Below are 16,131 nucleotides of genomic sequence, written 5' to 3' on the forward strand. Positions count from 1 at the left end.
CGGCAGCTCGGTTGGCAACGTAGGCCTCTACGGTAAGCACAACCACCATCACCACGACCATCTGCAAGGGTATCAGAAACCTCGGGTTGTCCCCGTGGTCGAGCAGCGTTTGGGCGATGGATATCCCCAGCACCATCGCCGTGCCCGCCAATACCGCTGCGTGGCGCACCAGTGCCCGACGGACCTGCCCGATAGCCAGGGCCCCCGCGCACAGCATCAGAAACGCCAGGTTGAACAGAATCAGGATCCCACGGGTGAATGAAGCGTACAGCGCCATCCCGGTGCGCAAGGGCACAGACGAGAAGGCGGACAGGTCCCAGTAGATCGGCGCCTTCCAGAAGGCAACCCATCCCTCGGCCACACTGCGCCCATACAGCTCTGGATGCTCACGGATTAACCACAGCGACAGGCGCTGCATCTCGCGCGACAAGTCGTAGAACCCGAGGCCGGATGCCCGGGAGAGCTCAGGTATGGCGTCCCAGATGGCGTTGGTCTGTGTTCCCCGGGCGGCGATCTGTGCCTCACGGTAGCGCAGGTAGGTGTCCCGGATCGGCGCCGCCTCATCCGGCAGGTACTCGAAGAAGGCGCCGGTGTGTTGGACCAGGCTGTACCCCCCCATCACCGTGGGCGAGAGCATCCCGTACTTGCTGTGGATGAACCCCAGCCAGCTCCCGAGCAGCAGGATCGGCGCCAGCGAGAAGGCCGCGCTGCGAACCCAGCGGGTGCGCCCGCCCGCCGCGCCGGAGAACCATACAAAGGGAAGCAGGATCGCCGGCAGAACGAAGAACAGCGGACGCGTCAGCCCCGCCAGGCTTGCCGACAACCCGAGAAGGGCGGCCCAAACCGCGGCGGAACTCTCTGTCGGAGATAGCTGCAGGGCGAGGAGCACGACCAGGCAGCCGACGACGAAGAACGTGGTCAGCGTCTCCGTCAGCAGGGCAGCCTCGAAGAACAGCTGTCCCGGCAACAGCGAGTACATCCCGGCCACCCCGGCGGCCAGAGGCGCATTCCGGCTCAGACGCCAGCACACCCAGTAGATCCCCAGGGTGATCAGCAAGCCAAGTACCGTCTGGCCCAGCCATACCCGGTGCGGATCCTCCCCGACGAGCGCCAGGAACGCGGGGTAGCCTGGCGTGCGCGTGCCGTCATAGCCGCGCAGCGACAACCCCGCCACCACCTTCGCCAGCCGCAGATAGGCTGCCGTGTCGCCAAAGGGGGTCGGCTGGTACACCTGCCAGAACAGCAGGCGGATCAGCCCGGCCAGCGCCATCACGCCCGCTCCCCACCGGACCTCGGCTCGCCTCCACACCGGCTGTTTCGCAGTCGGCTTCGCGCCTTCGGGCAGAGCTTGCGGGGCGACAGAATCGGCGGCGGGCGGGCTCATTGGCCAATGCCCTCCAGCACCTTGCGGCACCGGGCTGACCAGCCGTATTGCAGTGAATCGCGCTGGGCCCTTTCCGCCAGGGGCGCGTACTTCAGCGGTTCAGTCGCCAGCGCCGTCAGCGCCCGGTCCCAGGCTTCGAGGTCTTCTGCAGGCAGCAGGATCGAGTTCTCGGCGTTGAGCACCTCGCGCAACGTCGGCAGATCGCTCGAAAGGATCACCCTGCCGGCAGCCAGGTATTCGAAGAGTTTCATCGGGCTGTAGAAGGTGGAGAGGTTGCCCTGGCGCAAGTACACGTTGCGCTCGTAGGGCATCAACAGTATGTCGCTGGCAGCGTGCACCATCGGCAGGTCCTGATTGGGCACGAAGCCGAGCAGGCGAGTGTTGTCTGCATCCAGATGCCCGAGTTCGGCGCGCCACCCCTCGACGGACGCCGGGTCGCCCCCGGCCCACACGAACTGGATCGTGGGATGGCGCCGGGCCAGCTGCACCAGCATGTCGAGGCCTCGGCCGCGATACAACTGCCCGGTGTAGGAGGCGGTCAGGCGATCCGGCCAGCCCAACCGCCGGCGGGCTTCGGACGGGCTTGGCAACCCGGCATAGCGTGCCAGATCCGCCGCGTTGGGCGCGACCACGGCAAAGGGCGGCTCGAGGGCCAAGCGGTAGTTCTCCACCAGCCAGCGCTGCAAGGCATGGGTTGTCATGACCAGACGGCGCGCCCCGCCTCCGTGCACAAACGCCCGCAGCAGGCTGGGACCCAGGCGGCCATGCGGCCGATCGTGAAGGTCAAGCAGGGTTGCCAGGCCGGCCTGCGCCGCCAGGGCTGCAGCCTGCAGTGGCCTGACGTACAGCAGGTCCGCATGCCATCGGCGGGCGGCCAGCACGGCGCGGCCGCAGAAGTCGTAGTGCCGGAGCGGCGTCGCCGACCGGATCCACTCGATGGGGAACGCATGCTGCAGACCGAACTGGCGCATCAGGTCCACCGGCGAGACTCCCGGGTTGTGGCCCGGAGTCCACAGCCGGACGTCGTGGCCGAGGCTGGTCAGGTTATCGCACATCTTCATGACCTGCAGAGCATTGGCCCGCCGCGAGGGTATGGGCGAGGTGGCGATGTAGGCGATGCGCATCCGGTCACCCTTCCCGAGCGGTGTCGCTGTCGGACTGGCGGCGGATAATGAGCAGCACCTTGCCCGCGATCACCGTGGAGGTCACGGCAAAGTACGCCGACAGGATGGCGGCCATGGCCACTGCCCCGCCGGCCGGCACCAGCGCCAGGGTGAAACCAACCTTCAGGACCGCCGCCACCAAATTGACCAGCGTCGGGAATCCAGGGAAGCCCAGAGCCAACAATGTACGCCGGGCCCAGTACAGCGTGTTGGCGGCGAAGGCCCCCAGGAGCAGGATCAGCAATACGTCGTAGCTCGTCGGCAGGAATTCCGGCCCCCACAGGGCGGCGATTAACTGTTCCCCGAAGATGACCAACACGATCGAAGCGGTCAGGCTGTAGGCGGCGGCCATGACGCTGCCGCTGCGCAGCAGATAGCGCACGTTCGACCACTGCCGCGTCGCCACCTCACGGGCAACCTCGCGATAGGTCGGATTGATGAGTGAGTCCACCGGGATCAGGATCAGGTTCAGAATCGCCATGCCAAGCTTGTAGTAGCCCGCCTGGGTGGGGGTGCTGAGGGCGCTCAGCCAGAGCAGCTCGCTGTCGTGGGTGATCAGATTCAGCGTGCCATTGAGGTTGGTGTTGATGGCAAAGCTGGTCATCGGTCGCCGCTCCGAGCGGAGCACAGTGAGCGGGAGGCGCCACCAGCCTCCGCCCCACAAGCGCCGCGCCTGGACCCATGCCGCTACCGTCAGGCACGAAGCGGCGACCACCTTTCCGATCAGGTAGGCGCCCAGAACGGCCGGCAGCCCGAGCTTGGCCGCGTAGGCGCCGCCGACCAAGAGCAGGGTCAGCGCGCTCTGGGTCAGGTTGAAGGCCGCGATCTGGCGGAACTGGTTGGTCACCGCCAGCAATCCCTGGGCGCTCTCAGAGATCAGATTGAAGAGCAAGACCAGGCCATACGCCAAGATCAGGGGGGCAGCCTCCGGCATGTGGACCAGCTTGGCAGCTGCCCAAGGCGCCAGCAATCCGACCAGGACGAAGGCCAGCACCGAACTGGCGGCCTCGGTGATCCCGGCGGCTTTGAATGTTGCTCCGGCCTGAACGGCCTCTCCGCGAGCCTGATGCCCCCCGACGAACTTGACCACAACCTCGGTCATGCGAAAAGAGGTCAGGCGGTTCACAACGGTGACGAACTGGATGATCGTCCCCAGAACGCCGAATCCCGCCACGCCGAGCAGGCGGGCGGCCAGGATGCTCTGGACCATGCTGAGCGCCGCCGCCAAGGTGCTGGAGCTGAGCAGGTATCCCGAATTTTGCACCAAGCGGCGCAAGAGAGGATTTTTCAGGGGCTTCATGGAGAGAAGCCGGTTGAAGGGAGGGGGCCTGTCCGGCATCGAGCGGTCAGTCGGTCGTGGGAATGCTCTTGGCCCACGAACGCTCTTGGCGGTACCAGGCCACGCAGGCTGCCAGCCCGTCCTCCAACGACGTCAATGGTCGCCAGCCCAGGACCTCGCCGGCGCGGTGGATGTCGGCCCAGGTGGCGCGCACATCGCCAGGCGCCGGTGGCTGGGTGCGGACGTCCGCCGTGCGCCCAATCATGGCCTCGAGCATGGTCAGGACCTGCCGCAGCGGCGTCGGGCGGTCACTGCCCAGATTGATCACCTGGAAGCCAGTGGGGCGCAGGGCGGCGATCGTGCCGTCGGCGATATCCTGGACGTAGGTGAAATCCCGCTCCTGGGCCCCGTCTCCGTAGATCACCACCGGCGTGCCTTCATGGATCCACTGCACGAAGCGGAAGATCACCATGTCTGGCCGCCCGGCCGGGCCAAAGACAGTGAAGTAGCGCAGGATCGTCACATCCAGGCCAAACAGGTGATGGTACGAATGGCAGAGCAGCTCGGCCGCGCCTTTGCTGGCGGCATACGGCGACAGGGGACGGCTGATGTCGGCGTCTTCGCGGAACGGGCGGGGGTTGTGGGCGCCGTATAGGCTGGAGGTCGATGCCTGTACGACCTTGGGGACGCCGGATTGCTTGCACACCTCGAGGACATTCAGAGCGCCGATCAGGTTGGCGCGGGCGTAGGCCATCGGATCGCGCAGGCTGGGGCGCACACCCGCCCGGGCGGCGAGGTTGAGCACGGCATCGAACGATCCGCTCCCCCAGGCCCGCTCCAGATCCTGCCGATCGGAGACATCGGCTCGCTCGAACGTGAAGCCGGCTTGCTGCCGCAGCCGATCCAGGCGCCAGGTCTTCAGCCGCGGGTCATAGGCATCATTCAGGTTGTCCAGGCCGACGACCTGGTGCCCCTGCTGCAGCAGCCCCGCCGCCACGACCGAGCCGATGAACCCGGCCGCGCCGGTGACCAGGTAGCGGGCCACTACAGCCTGACCACGCGGGCCGACGGCGATGCCACGTGGCGCATGGCATTGCGCGTGTCGAAGATCAGCCTGGCACTGCGCCCCAGGGCCTGGTAGTCGACGGCCGAATGGTCGGTGATAATCACCACGCAGTCGGCACGGCGGGCCTCGGCCTCGAGCGATTCGATCGATTGCATCCCCCAGCCTTCATCCTCAATGCGGGCAACATGCGGATCGTGGTAGCTGACTTCGGCGCCCTTCTCGCGCATCAGGCCGATGACATCCAGCGCCGGCGATTCGCGGGTATCCGAGATGTTGGGCTTGTAGGCCACTCCCAAAACCAGCACCTTGGCGCCGGCCAGCGCCTTGCCATCCTGGTTGAGCAGGTCCTGTACCCGCTGCACCACGACCCGGGGCATGTTGGTGTTGATCTCGCTGGCAAGCTCGATGATGCGGGCGTTGTACTTGAGGCTCTTGAGCTTCCACGACAGGTACAACGGGTCGATGGGAATGCAGTGCCCGCCCAGGCCGGGGCCGGGCGTGAATTTCATGAAGCCGAACGGCTTGGTGGCTGCGGCCTCGATCACTTCCCAGACATCGATCCTCAACCGCTCGCACATCAAGGCCATCTCATTGACCAAGGCGATGTTGACGGCGCGGAAGGTGTTCTCCAGCAGCTTCGTCATCTCGGCCACTTCGACGGAGGAGACGCGCACCACGGCCTTCATCGCCTGGCTGTACATCGCCGCCGCCACTTCGGAGCATGCCGGCGTGATGCCCCCGATGATCTTGGGCGTGTTCTCCGTCGTCCAGTCCTTTCGGCCGGGGTCGACCCGCTCCGGGGAGAACGCCAGAAACAGGTCCTGGCCGACGTGCAACCCGGTAGATTGCAGCTCGGGCAGCAGGACCTCGCGCGTCGTCCCCGGATAGGTCGTGGACTCAAGAATCACCACCATGCCCGGATGCAGGGCGGTGCGCAGCATCTGGGTAGCCGAGACGATGAACGAGAGGTCGGGGTCGCCGGTCTTGCGCAGCGGAGTCGGCACGCAGATGCTCACCCCGTCGGCCTGCTCGAGCGCAGCCACATCGCTTGAGGCTCGCAGCGCGCCGCTGTCCACCAGCGGCCGCAACCGCTCGGAAGGGATGTCCTCCACGTAGCTCTCACCCCGCTGTACCGCCGCGACTTTCTCGATATCCCGGTCCAGCCCGACGACGTGCAGGCCGCTTTCCGCCAGGACCACGGCCAGCGGCAGGCCGACATATCCCAGCCCGACCACACCGACCGTTGCCTGCTTGCGCTGAAACCTGTCAATCAGCTGGCGGGCGGCTGGGGGCAAGGATGGCGCGTGTTCTTGCATTGAACGTCCTCTCTCCGGCTGATGCCTAGAACAGGCTGAGCTGCTCCGGCTCGCCGCCGGGCTGGTTGTCCACCGGGACCAGCCGCGCCGCCTGGCCGAGCTGAGCCGGGATGCGGGCGAAGTCCTCTTCGACGATCCGGCGCAGCGAGGGCTGGTGGAGTGCGGCAGCTGGATGGTACATCGGCACCACCAGCCGGCCCTGCACCTGGCGCGGCTTGCCATGCACCTCGCTGATCTTCGCTCCCGGGAAGTAATGGGCCATCGAGAATCGGCCCAGGCTGACCACCAGACGCGGATTGACGGCCGCTAGCTGCCGCTCGAGGTAGGCGGCGCAGGCGGCGATCTCCTCCGGGAGGGGATCCCGGTTCCCCGGGGGTCGGCACTTGACGACGTTGCAGATGAACACTTGCTCGCGGCGCATACCGATCGTCGCCAGCAGCTCCTCGAGGAACTTGCCGGCGGCACCCACAAACGGCCGTCCCTGCTCATTCTCGTGGAAGCCCGGGCCTTCGCCGATGAACAGGATCTCGGCGTCGGCCGGCCCCTCCCCCGGCACGGCGTTCTTGCGCGACAGATGCAGCTTGCACTGCCTGCACCCGCTCACTTCTTGCGCCACCGCAGCCAACGTGCCTTCGGCCGTCATCCGTTGGCGCCTCCCGACGGATCCGCTAGATCCCGGATTTCGTCCAGGGTCATGAGCAGCGCGTCTTCGTTATTGTCCTTGTAGTAGCGCGGCCGCCTGCCGACGACGTTGAACCCGAACTCATGGTAGAGCTGGATGGCCGCCAAGTTCGAGTGGCGGACTTCCAGCGTCGCCAGCCGAGCGCCCGAGGCGACGGCCAGGTTCAGGGCGCAGCGCAGCAGTAGCCTGCCCACCCCCCGGCCCCGCCAATCCGGGTGGACAGCGAGGGTGCTGATGTGCGCCTCGTCGACGATCAGCCAAAACCCGATGTAGCCCGCGACCGCCGGCCCCGACGCCGGTTCCGCCTGGGCCACCAACATATGGGAGACGCGGTTGCCAGTGAGCTCATACTGATAGCTCGACTCCGGCCAGGGCAGGGCAAACGACACCCGGTCGATGCTTCGCACCGACGGGATGTCCTCGACCCCCATCGGGCGCACCGTGAGAGCTTCCGAGGTCTGAATCACAGAGCTGCTTGTCCTGCCGACTGCAAGTATTCCGGCACCAGCGCCGCCGGATCCGCCCGGGGTTCGGCCTTCAACCGCTGCCACCCCAGTTCGGCGAGGATGGCCGGGCGCCGAACGCACAGCGCCGGTGGAGCAACGTGCACGCCAGGCTGCGCCGAGAGCAGGGCACGCCTGTCCCGATCAATGTCGCCACAAACCCGGGTGGGGCCGGCGATCCGGCTGACCACCTCCGCCCAGTCCAGGCTTTCGGGGCGTCCCTGCGCCACCCAGCCGGTGGCGGCCCATTTGTACCATAGGGCGGCCAGCCTGGCCCGGCCTGCCTGGATGACAGCCAACAGGGCGTAGTCCCCTGCCGGCTGGGCGTAGGCCAGGATGTCCAGTGTGGGAACCCCGGCCAGCGGCAGGTTGTGTGCCAGGGCGATTCCCTTGGCCAGCGCCATCCCCACCCTCAGGCCGGTATACGAGCCGGGTCCGGAAGCGACGGCAACCGCCGTCAGCGAGCGCGCCGTCAACCCCATTCGGCGCAGGCTCAAGGCGACCTCGGGGGCGAGGTGCTCTGTTTGATAGCGTGTGCCCGTCCACACCTGCTCCACGAGCACCTGATGACCATCGTGCAGAGCGATGGCCAGGGCCTGGGTGGCAGTGTCAAGCGCCAGCAGCATCCCCTAGCTCCCGAAAGCCGAATGGCGGAACTGCCGAAGCAGCCGGTCGTAGCGCGGGCCCTCGGCCTGAAGGTGGACGCTTCTACGCGAGTCGTCCACCCAGCGCAGGTGCGCCGTCAGGGCATGCTGCGGCAGGAACCCTTCCAGGCGCTCCGGCCACTCAATCATGACCGGGTCACCCCGATCGAAGAGATCGTCAAGTCCCAGAAGAGCCGCTTCCTGGCGCTTCTCAAGCCGGAAGGCATCCAGGTGAACCAGGCGGGCACTATCCGCCCGTCGGTACTCGTTGATCAGGACAAAGGTGGGGCTGGACGCAGCATCGATCGCACCCCAGCCGCGGGCGATACCCTGCGCCAGGGTCGTCTTGCCGGCGCCCAGGTCGCCCTGCAGGAAGATGACATCGCCTGGACGGAGCAGCTCCCCAAGTCGCACTCCGAAGCGCTGCGTCTGTTCCGGACTGTGGCTGATGAAATCCAGACTGCGCTCATCCAGAATCGGCATGGTTCTCGCGATTATAGGCTTCGCATTGGGGCATGACAAGCGGGTTGGGCGCCTTTCCATCCTGTGGCCGCCATGCTACCATCCGAGCTATGCGAGTCCTTGTCTTCTCGGATGTGCACGCCAACCTCACCGCCCTGGAGGCGGTCCTGGAGGACTCGACTCGCCGCCTCCAGCCGGGACCTCCGATTGAGGCCCACTGGTACCTGGGGGACCTGGTCGGCTACGGGCCTGACCCGAATGAGTGCGTCGAACGGATTCGCTCCCTCCCGAATCTGCTGTGCCTGATCGGGAACCATGACCAGGCGGCCCTCGGCCTGCTCCCGCTCAGCCGCTTCAACCGGGAAGCACGCCTTGCGGCCGAATGGACCCGAGAGGCGCTGAACGAGGCGAACCGGGCGTTCTTGCAGGCGCTGCCCAGCCAGGTGGTGCTGGAGAATTTCACGCTGGCCCACGGCAGCCCCCGCCAGCCGATCTGGGAGTATATTCTCGATTACCACACGGCCGACATGAACTTCGACGCCTTCCACACCGATTTCTGCCTGGTCGGACACTCTCACATCCCACTGCAGTTCCACCGCAACTCCGCCAATACCTACCCGGAATCGTTGCCGGTGCACTGGGACGAAGCCATCGCTCTCAAACCCCGCATGATCATCAACCCGGGCTCAGTCGGGCAGCCCCGGGACCTGGATCCACGCGCCGCCTATGCCCTGCTCGACACCGAGGCCCCGAGCTGGGAATCCCGCCGGGCAGCCTACGACATCGAAGCCGTCCAACGGCGGATCCTGGGGGCCGGCCTGCCTCAGCGGCACGCCGAGCGCCTGGCCATCGGCTGGTAGCCGGGAACCAACCGGCGGGGAGGCGCGTCTAGTTTGCAGACACGCCCCGCCCGACCGGGCACCTCAGGAGGAACCCATGAGACGCCGAACTGCACTTCCCTTCACGATACTGGTCATCGCCGGCCTTCTGGCCGCCTGCGCCCCCGCCGCCATGAGCAGCGAGCCGCTCGTGGAGCAGCGCTTCGCCGTGGGCGACAGCGCCGCGTACCCGATGGAAGCCCCAGCTGCCGCACCGCCCATGGTGGAAGGCGAGCTCAAGTCAGGGGAGATGGCTCTCCTGGCGACCGACGCCAATCGCATGGTCATCCAGAACGGCAATATGACCGTTGTGGTCACGGACCCCGCCAAGTCGGCCGAAGCCATCCGCAGCATGGCTGAGAGCATGGGGGGGTTCGTCGTCAACCTCAACCTGTATCAGAGCTATTTCGGGGAACAGAGCTTCCCAGCCAACCAGGCTACGATCACGGTGCGCGTGCCGGCCGAGCGGCTGAATGAGGCCATCGAGCAGATCAAAGCCGGCGCAACCGAGGTCCGCAACGTGTCCGTCTCCGGGGAAGATGTCACGGCGCAGTACACCGACCTGGCTTCGCGCCTGCGGGCGCTGGAGACAGCCGAAGCCCAGCTGACCCAGATCATGCTGGAAGCCAAGCGCACCGAAGACGTGATGATGGTCTATAACCAGCTGGCACAGGTCCAGACCGAGATCGAGGTCATCAAGGGCCAAATGCGCTACTACGAAGAGAGCGCCGACCTCTCGGCTCTGACCGTCGAGTTGCTGCCCGACATCGCGGCCCAGCCGATCGAGACTGGTGGTTGGCAGATCGTCGAGACCCTGAAGACGGCCGCCGAGGCGCTGCTGGGCGCCGTCAAGGTCCTGGTGCGAGCGGTTATCTGGCTCGGGGTGTACGTCCTGCCGGTCCTGCTCCTGCTGGCGCTGATCTTCGTCCTGCCGGTCTACGTGATTGTGCGGGCCATCCGCCGCCGGCGCCGCGCCCGCCGGCAGCAGCCGCCCGCCTAGGCGGCGCCGCCGCAGGCTGCGCTCACCCGACGGAACGGTATCCGGGTGCCTAGCAGGCCAACCAGCGGTCCAGAGCCTGCCGCCAGTTTGAGAAGTGCCCTGTGGGGTTCGGGCAGTGCCCGAGCCCCACAGTCTGCTTTCAACTTGCCCGTGTTAGGCCTATAGGAAGTTCGGTTCGACCTCAATTCGGGATCCACAGCTGCCACGCCGAGGGGACTGCGAGCGCGTGCCGCGAGGAGGCCCATCCAGGAGATTGCTGCGCCGCGAGGCTGTTCAGCCCGCCTCCCAGGCAGGGCCCTGGAAGCGCAAACCTCGCCCTGGGGGAGCTACGAAGCGACCTCGATGGCGGCGCGGACCTTGGCCGCCAGCTTGCCGAAAGCAGGAGTGTGGGCGACCGAAAGCTCCCGGGGGCGCTCCAGCCCCACCGGCAGATCGAGCACCAGCCGCCCCGGCCGACGGCTGATGACGAACACCCGGTCGCTCAGCATCACCGCCTCTGAGATCGAATGCGTCACCAGCATCACGGTCACCGTCCGCGCCTCCCAGATGCGCAGCAGCTCGAGCGCCATCCGCTCCCGTGTGAGCGCATCCAGTGCCCCAAACGGCTCGTCGAGCAGGAGCACGTCCGGTTGGTGGGCCAGCGCCCGAGCTATCGCCACCCGCTGCGCCATCCCTCCCGAAAGGTCCCTTGGCAGCGCCTGCTCAAAGCCGTCCAGCCCGACCAGATGGATCAAGTCCTGGGCGCGGCCCAGGCGGGCTTCGGCCGCCATCCCGGCCAGTTCGAGCGGGAGAGAGACATTGGCCTGGACCGTTCTCCAAGGCATCAGGTTGGCCTGCTGAAACAGGAACCCAAAGCGCCGTCGTGGGTGCAGGAGCGGCTCACCTTCGAACAGCACCCTGCCCTCCGTCGGCGTCAGCAGCCCGGCCAGCAACCGCAAGAGCGTCGTCTTGCCGCAGCCGGACGGGCCGACCACGCACACGAACTCCTGTCTGTGAACGGAGAACGTCACCTGGCTGAGAACCTGCAGCCCGCCGTTCTCATTAACGAACGTCATTCCCAGACCTTGGGTTTGCAGCAGCGGTGTGGGGCTGTCGGTCTTCATGGGAGGAAGTCGTTCGAGTATGCCTGTTCCAGCGCCACCGGGGCCTTCAGAAGCCCGGTTTGCAGCAGGACAGCCTGCATGTTCTGCCACGCCTCCGGTTCCGACCAGCCGGGGCGCTCGCTGCGCCAGAACTCGATGCTGGCTGCCAGCACCTCCCGCTGCACCTTCTCATCGGCCTGCCCCAGGCCTTCGATATAGCCCTTGCTGATCTCGAAAGCTTCATCGGGGTCCGCCAGAACATCAGCAATGCCGCGCTCCAGGGCTCGCAGCATGCCTCGAACCAACTCGGGGTCGGACTGCAGCGTGGTCTCGTTGGCGATCAAGCCATTCGACGCCAGGCTCACGTAGTCCGCCACGCGCACCACGTTCACCGGCATCCCCAGGCTTTCGAGCTGGATGGGTTCATTGTTGGCGTAGATCACCACCGCCTCCACCTGCCCGGCTAGCAGCGCTTCCACCTGGTTAAAGCCGATGACCTCCAGCCTAGCTGCATCGGGGGACAGCCCGGCGGCGCGCATCAGGGCCTGGTAGCCGATGAAGGACGCGCCCCCCAGGAAGGGGATCCCGATCCGCTTCCCGGCCAGATCAGCGGGCGTGGTGATGCCGCTGTCGGCAGGTGCAGCCACAGCCACCGGATAGTCCTGCCACCAGGCATAGACGTAGGTGACCGGCAAGCCCTGAGCCCGCGCCAGCAGAACCTGTTCGCCGGAGGCCAGCGAGAACGGGGTCTCGCCTGCGCCAACCAGAGCTACGCCGTCAGTCTCCAAGGCGTAGTCGAACTCAAGCTCGATGCCCTCCTCGAGGAAGTATCCCTTGTCGACGGCAACATAGAACGGTGCGTACTGCACGTTCGGGATGTAGCCCATGGGAAGCCGGATGCGTTGCGGCATTTCCTCCGGCGTTGGCGCTCCGGAACAGGCGCCGAGGAGGGCGGCTGCTGCCAGCATGGCACCGAGTCCGGCCACGATGTAGATGGGAGAGTGCCTCATCTTCATGCCTCCGATTCAGCGCGCCAGCGAAGCATGCGGCGCTCGAGCAAGGAGACGGCGGTGTACATCAGCATAGCCAGGCCGATCAGCAAGAACACCGCCACAAACACGCCGGCCGTGTCGTACAGGCCGCGATTGAGCGTGATCAGGAAACCAAGGCCCTGATCGGCGGCGACAAATTCGCCCACCACCGCACCAATCACGGCCAGGGTCGCGCCGATCTTCAAACCCCCGAACAGCACAGGCAGCGAGGCCGGAACATCGAGCTTGGCGAAGGTCTGCCAGCGCGTGGCGCGCAGGGAGCGCATGAGATCTCGCAGATCGGTGGGAACCGACCGCACCCCGACAACTGTGTTGACCAGCACCGGGAAGAATACGATCAGCGCCGAGATCAGGACCTTCGACAGCGTCCCGGCTCCGAACCAGATGATCAGCAGCGGCGCAATCGCCACGACAGGGATCGATTGCGAGGCCACGATGTAGGGCGCCAGGGCTCTCTCGAGGGGGCGAGATTTTGCCACCAGGTAGCCCAGGGTAAAGGCCACGACCACCCCAACCACCAGTCCGGCGATGATCTCCAACAGGGTCACCAGGGTGTGACGCCACAATTCGCCTTCGACAGCCAATTCGATGAAACGCAGGCCTACGGCAGACGGGGGCGGCAGGATGAAGGCTGGCAGACCAGCCAGGCGGGACAGGGCTTCCCATGCGACCAGCCCCGCCACCAGCGAGGCCGGCGCCAGCCAGGCGGCGCGATTTGGCCGCCGGGGTCTAGGGGATTGAACTTGCATGCCTGGGTTGCGCCGCACTGCCGCCACTCACCGAGAATCAAGTTGCCCTGAGCCAGGGCGCGCTCAGGGCAGGCGGACGGCACCCTGCTTCACCAGACTGTGGCAAAACAAGCCCCGAAGACGCATGCTTCGGGGTGCCGACCAAGGGCGTGTCGAACGAATCGACCCGCCCCGTGCCTTCTCTCATCCGGACTGTACCGTCGGCCCCGGACTCTCACCGGGTCATGCGCCTGGCGCTTGCGGGCTATACCGCCGATCGGGAATTGGGCTGTTGGCCCTCACCCTGCCCCGAAGGCTTGTTATTCGATTGTGCTTCGATTATATCGCAGACTCGGCCCCGGATCGGAAGGCCGAATGTCAGTCCTCACAGATTGAGTTCCTTCATGTTTCCGGTCGTCATGAAGACGATGCGCTCGGCGATGTTCGTCACGCGATCGCCGATGCGTTCCAGATTGTGACCGCACCACAACAGGTAGGTGGCGCGCGGTGCAGTCTTGGGTTCTCGCGCCATGATCTCAATCAATTCGTCGAACATCGCCCTGTACAGCAGGTCGACCTCGGTGTCCCGCAGGGCGATGGCCTTCGCCGCCTCGGCGTCCTTCTGGACAAACGCCTTCAGGCTGGCACGCAGCATCTCGCGCACTGTCAGCGCCATGCGGGGGATGTTGATCAGCGGTTTGAGCAGCGGCTCATCCCCCATGCGCAGGACGGTCTTGGCAATCCCCGAAGCATGGTCCGCCATGCGCTCCATCTCGGGCACGATGCTCAGCGCCGCCAGCACCGCCCGCAGATCCCCGGCGGCAGGCTGCTGCCGGGCGATCAACCGCAGACACTCCTCCTCCAGCTGGAAGCGAAGATCGTTGATGGCGGTGTCGTCGGCGATGATCTGGTTGGCCAGGCCTTGATCGCGCCTGTCCAGACACTCGATCGAACGGGTGATCGCCTGCTCCACCAGGCCGCCCATCCGGACGATGTCCGCCTGGATCTCGGAGAACTCACGATCATAGGTCGCCCGCGGGTTGACCATCCTGGCTCCTCGCCCGGGTCTTCGACCCGGCACCGAAAGCAGATCTGTGGTTGTTTGTCCATTCTACATGAACCAGCGACCTCAGCGGATGCCCCCTCCTTCGCCAGGACCGGAAGCGGACACGTCCTGACCGGGATCGCCTTTCGGCCTGCACCGCCCGGCCCGGTCGCCTGTCGCCGCAGGTCCCCGCCAGCGCGGCTCGCCTTGAGCTCCCGGCGGGCGACGCCCGGCAACAGCTCGGGGCAGCCTGCAGCCTCACCGTCCTCAAGGGCCTCTTCCGCCGAGGGCGCAGGCCATGCCTGGAGCGAGGCGGGCATTCCGCCCGGGGGTCCGGCTTGGCGCGAGCCACGAGTACACCGGCTTGACGATGAGGGGGGAACGGCGTAGACTGCCGGCAACAGGCGCCCCCGTCGACCTGGCTGTTCCTCTCCAGGCCGGCGGGGATTTTCGGTCTATGACCCAGCGAACCCCTCTCCTGCTACTATCCTTGCTGCTATCCCTGCTGCTGTCCCTGCTGCTGGCCGCCTGCGGCTCAGCCCGCGGCGCATCGGCCCAGCTTGGCGCAACCCCTGCGCCGGGCCCGGCATCCTCGGCGCCCCTTCGCCCCTCCGCTACCGCCACGGCACCCCGCCCGACCCCAACCCCGCAACCCGCCGCCCGGCCAGCATGCCTGCGCCAACCGGGGCGAATCGAGCATGGGGAAGTCGAGCATGCCGACCTTCTCCGCCCGCTCCCCTTCCGCATCTACCTTCCGGCCTGCGCCGGCAAGCCAGGCTTCGACAGACTGCCGGCCATCTACCTGATGCATGGATTGACCTACGATGACAGCCAGTGGGATCGACTCGGGGCGCCTGCCGTGGCCGACGAGATGATCGCCAACGGCGACGCCCCGCCGTTTCTTCTGGTCCTGCCATGGGAACGGACCGGTTTGGATATGGAGCTGGCGGTCACCCAGGTCCTCGTTCCATACATCGAGGCCACCTATCCGGCGGAGCCGGGCCGACAGAACCGCGCCATCGGGGGCCTTTCGCGCGGCGGGGGATGGGCGCTGCGCATTGGGATGCAGCAGCCTCGGATGTTCGAGTCGATCGGCCTGCACAGTCCGGCAGTGCTTTCCCCCGACAAGCACTACTTGCCCAAATGGAGCGAGGCCTTGCCGGCAGACGCCATCCCCCGCCTGGCACTTGACATCGGCCAGCGCGATCCGCTTCGGCCCGATGCGCTGGCGCTGGCGCAGCAGCTCGACGACCTCGGCCTGACCGTGGACGTCACCCTGAACCCCGGAGAGCACACCGAGGCCTACTGGGCAGAGCACGTGCGCCCGTACCTTGAGTGGTACGTCGCACCCTGGCTGGCGGCCGGGGCGGCCGAGTAGCTCACGCACCCAAAGCAGATCGTCTGCAAAAAAAAGCCCCCAGGCTGCCCTCAAAGATCCGCGGGGGGTCAGCGCCTGGGGAAAATAGAACCGCGCGTCGGAGCTGGCTCAGGGCTCTTCCGCGCGGGTGAGAGGAGAATGCGTCTATGATTATCCTCAGGCGCATGAACTCCCCATGAACTCACTCTTAGGATTTCATGAGACGTCGCCAGCCAAGACTGACTGGAGGGACTCCAGGCCGATCGGTCCTTCACGCAGAACCGCCACCTCCCTCCCGGTGCACTCGATCACTGTCGAGGCCTGCCCCCCGGGGCAACGGCCACCGTCCAGGATCAGGTCGACTTTGCCAGCCAGAGCCTGCTCCACTTGCTCGGCCGTCTGACAACCCTGGCCGCCCGACCGGTTGGCCGAAGTCACCGCCAGGGGGCCAGCTTGCCGAAGAAGCGCCAGCGCCACGGGGTGATTTGGA

17 protein-coding genes and 1 riboswitch are annotated in these 16,131 nt (G+C 66.3%); of the genes, 3 read left to right on the forward strand and 14 right to left on the reverse strand.

The genetic code is table 11. The annotated features are described in order from the left end of the window. The 9 genes from MUO23_08900 to tsaE form a co-directional block, all read right to left on the reverse strand. Window positions 1-1,384: hypothetical protein (locus MUO23_08900; GenBank protein MCJ7513072.1), on the reverse strand; the 1,384-nt coding region annotated here is incomplete at its 3' end. After that, window positions 1,381-2,508: a glycosyltransferase family 4 protein gene (locus tag MUO23_08905; protein MCJ7513073.1), complete on the reverse strand. Its 1,128-nt coding sequence runs from the start codon at window positions 2,506-2,508 to the stop codon at window positions 1,381-1,383. The genes MUO23_08900 and MUO23_08905, both read right to left, overlap by 4 nt. Window positions 2,509-2,512: 4 nt before the next feature. Continuing rightward, window positions 2,513-3,847 carry an oligosaccharide flippase family protein gene (locus MUO23_08910; GenBank protein MCJ7513074.1) on the reverse strand — a complete coding sequence of 445 codons (1,335 nt, stop codon included), beginning with the start codon at window positions 3,845-3,847 and terminating at the stop codon, window positions 2,513-2,515. Between the two features lie 46 nt (window positions 3,848-3,893). Beyond that, on the reverse strand, window positions 3,894-4,871 hold the full coding sequence (locus tag MUO23_08915) for an NAD-dependent epimerase/dehydratase family protein (protein ID MCJ7513075.1): 978 nt from the start codon (window positions 4,869-4,871) through the stop codon (window positions 3,894-3,896). Beyond that, window positions 4,871-6,208 carry a nucleotide sugar dehydrogenase gene (locus MUO23_08920; protein MCJ7513076.1) on the reverse strand — a complete coding sequence of 446 codons (1,338 nt, stop codon included), beginning with the start codon at window positions 6,206-6,208 and terminating at the stop codon, window positions 4,871-4,873. Before MUO23_08920 ends, MUO23_08915 begins: the two co-directional genes overlap by 1 nt. A 25-nt stretch (window positions 6,209-6,233) precedes the next feature. Next, on the reverse strand, window positions 6,234-6,851 hold the full coding sequence (locus MUO23_08925; protein MCJ7513077.1) for a uracil-DNA glycosylase: 618 nt from the start codon (window positions 6,849-6,851) through the stop codon (window positions 6,234-6,236). After that, a complete protein-coding gene (gene rimI, locus MUO23_08930) occupies window positions 6,848-7,357 on the reverse strand; it encodes a ribosomal protein S18-alanine N-acetyltransferase (protein ID MCJ7513078.1) in 510 nt (169 codons plus the stop codon). The genes MUO23_08925 and rimI overlap by 4 nt, the downstream gene beginning before the upstream one ends. After that, window positions 7,354-8,019 (reverse strand): tRNA (adenosine(37)-N6)-threonylcarbamoyltransferase complex dimerization subunit type 1 TsaB, encoded by a 666-nt coding sequence (gene tsaB / locus MUO23_08935; protein ID MCJ7513079.1) that lies wholly within the window; start codon window positions 8,017-8,019, stop codon window positions 7,354-7,356. Before tsaB ends, rimI begins: the two co-directional genes overlap by 4 nt. 3 nt (window positions 8,020-8,022) lie before the next feature. Further along, on the reverse strand, window positions 8,023-8,520 hold the full coding sequence (gene tsaE / locus MUO23_08940; protein MCJ7513080.1) for a tRNA (adenosine(37)-N6)-threonylcarbamoyltransferase complex ATPase subunit type 1 TsaE: 498 nt from the start codon (window positions 8,518-8,520) through the stop codon (window positions 8,023-8,025). Between the two features lie 89 nt (window positions 8,521-8,609). Between tsaE and MUO23_08945 the strand changes: the two genes are divergently transcribed. Both MUO23_08945 and MUO23_08950 read left to right on the forward strand, forming a co-directional pair. Next, the gene (locus tag MUO23_08945) at window positions 8,610-9,359 is read left to right on the forward strand and encodes a metallophosphatase family protein (protein MCJ7513081.1); all 750 of its coding nucleotides are present in this window, start codon (window positions 8,610-8,612) and stop codon (window positions 9,357-9,359) included. Window positions 9,360-9,435: 76 nt separating this feature from the next. Then, complete coding sequence (locus MUO23_08950) at window positions 9,436-10,377, forward strand: DUF4349 domain-containing protein (GenBank protein ID MCJ7513082.1); 942 nt, start codon at window positions 9,436-9,438, stop codon at window positions 10,375-10,377. 326 nt (window positions 10,378-10,703) lie between these two features. Here the strand turns inward: MUO23_08950 and MUO23_08955 are convergent, their stop codons facing one another. The 4 genes from MUO23_08955 to phoU all read right to left on the reverse strand — a co-directional run bounded on the left by MUO23_08955 (window position 10,704) and on the right by phoU (window position 14,287). Beyond that, window positions 10,704-11,480: an ABC transporter ATP-binding protein gene (locus MUO23_08955; protein MCJ7513083.1), complete on the reverse strand. Its 777-nt coding sequence runs from the start codon at window positions 11,478-11,480 to the stop codon at window positions 10,704-10,706. Further along, entirely contained in the window at window positions 11,477-12,469 is a 993-nt protein-coding gene (locus MUO23_08960; protein MCJ7513084.1) for an ABC transporter substrate-binding protein, read from the reverse strand. Before MUO23_08960 ends, MUO23_08955 begins: the two co-directional genes overlap by 4 nt. Window positions 12,470-12,471: 2 nt before the next feature. Next, entirely contained in the window at window positions 12,472-13,278 is an 807-nt protein-coding gene (locus tag MUO23_08965) for an ABC transporter permease (GenBank protein MCJ7513085.1), read from the reverse strand. Window positions 13,279-13,431: 153 nt separating this feature from the next. Then, a riboswitch (FMN riboswitch) is annotated at window positions 13,432-13,560 on the reverse strand. A gap of 64 nt (window positions 13,561-13,624) precedes the next feature. Continuing rightward, window positions 13,625-14,287, reverse strand: a complete 663-nt coding sequence (gene phoU, locus MUO23_08970; GenBank protein MCJ7513086.1) for a phosphate signaling complex protein PhoU — start codon at window positions 14,285-14,287, stop codon at window positions 13,625-13,627. Between the two features lie 454 nt (window positions 14,288-14,741). Here phoU and MUO23_08975 point away from each other — a divergent pair, with 454 nt between their 5' ends. After that, window positions 14,742-15,662: an alpha/beta hydrolase-fold protein gene (locus MUO23_08975; GenBank protein ID MCJ7513087.1), complete on the forward strand. Its 921-nt coding sequence runs from the start codon at window positions 14,742-14,744 to the stop codon at window positions 15,660-15,662. Between the two features lie 195 nt (window positions 15,663-15,857). Here the strand turns inward: MUO23_08975 and MUO23_08980 are convergent. Further along, a partial coding sequence (locus MUO23_08980) for a Sua5/YciO/YrdC/YwlC family protein (GenBank protein ID MCJ7513088.1) occupies window positions 15,858-16,131 on the reverse strand: 274 nt, incomplete at its 5' end.

This window comes from Anaerolineales bacterium (assembly GCA_022866145.1).
GTDB lineage: Bacteria > Chloroflexota > Anaerolineae > Anaerolineales > E44-bin32 > PFL42.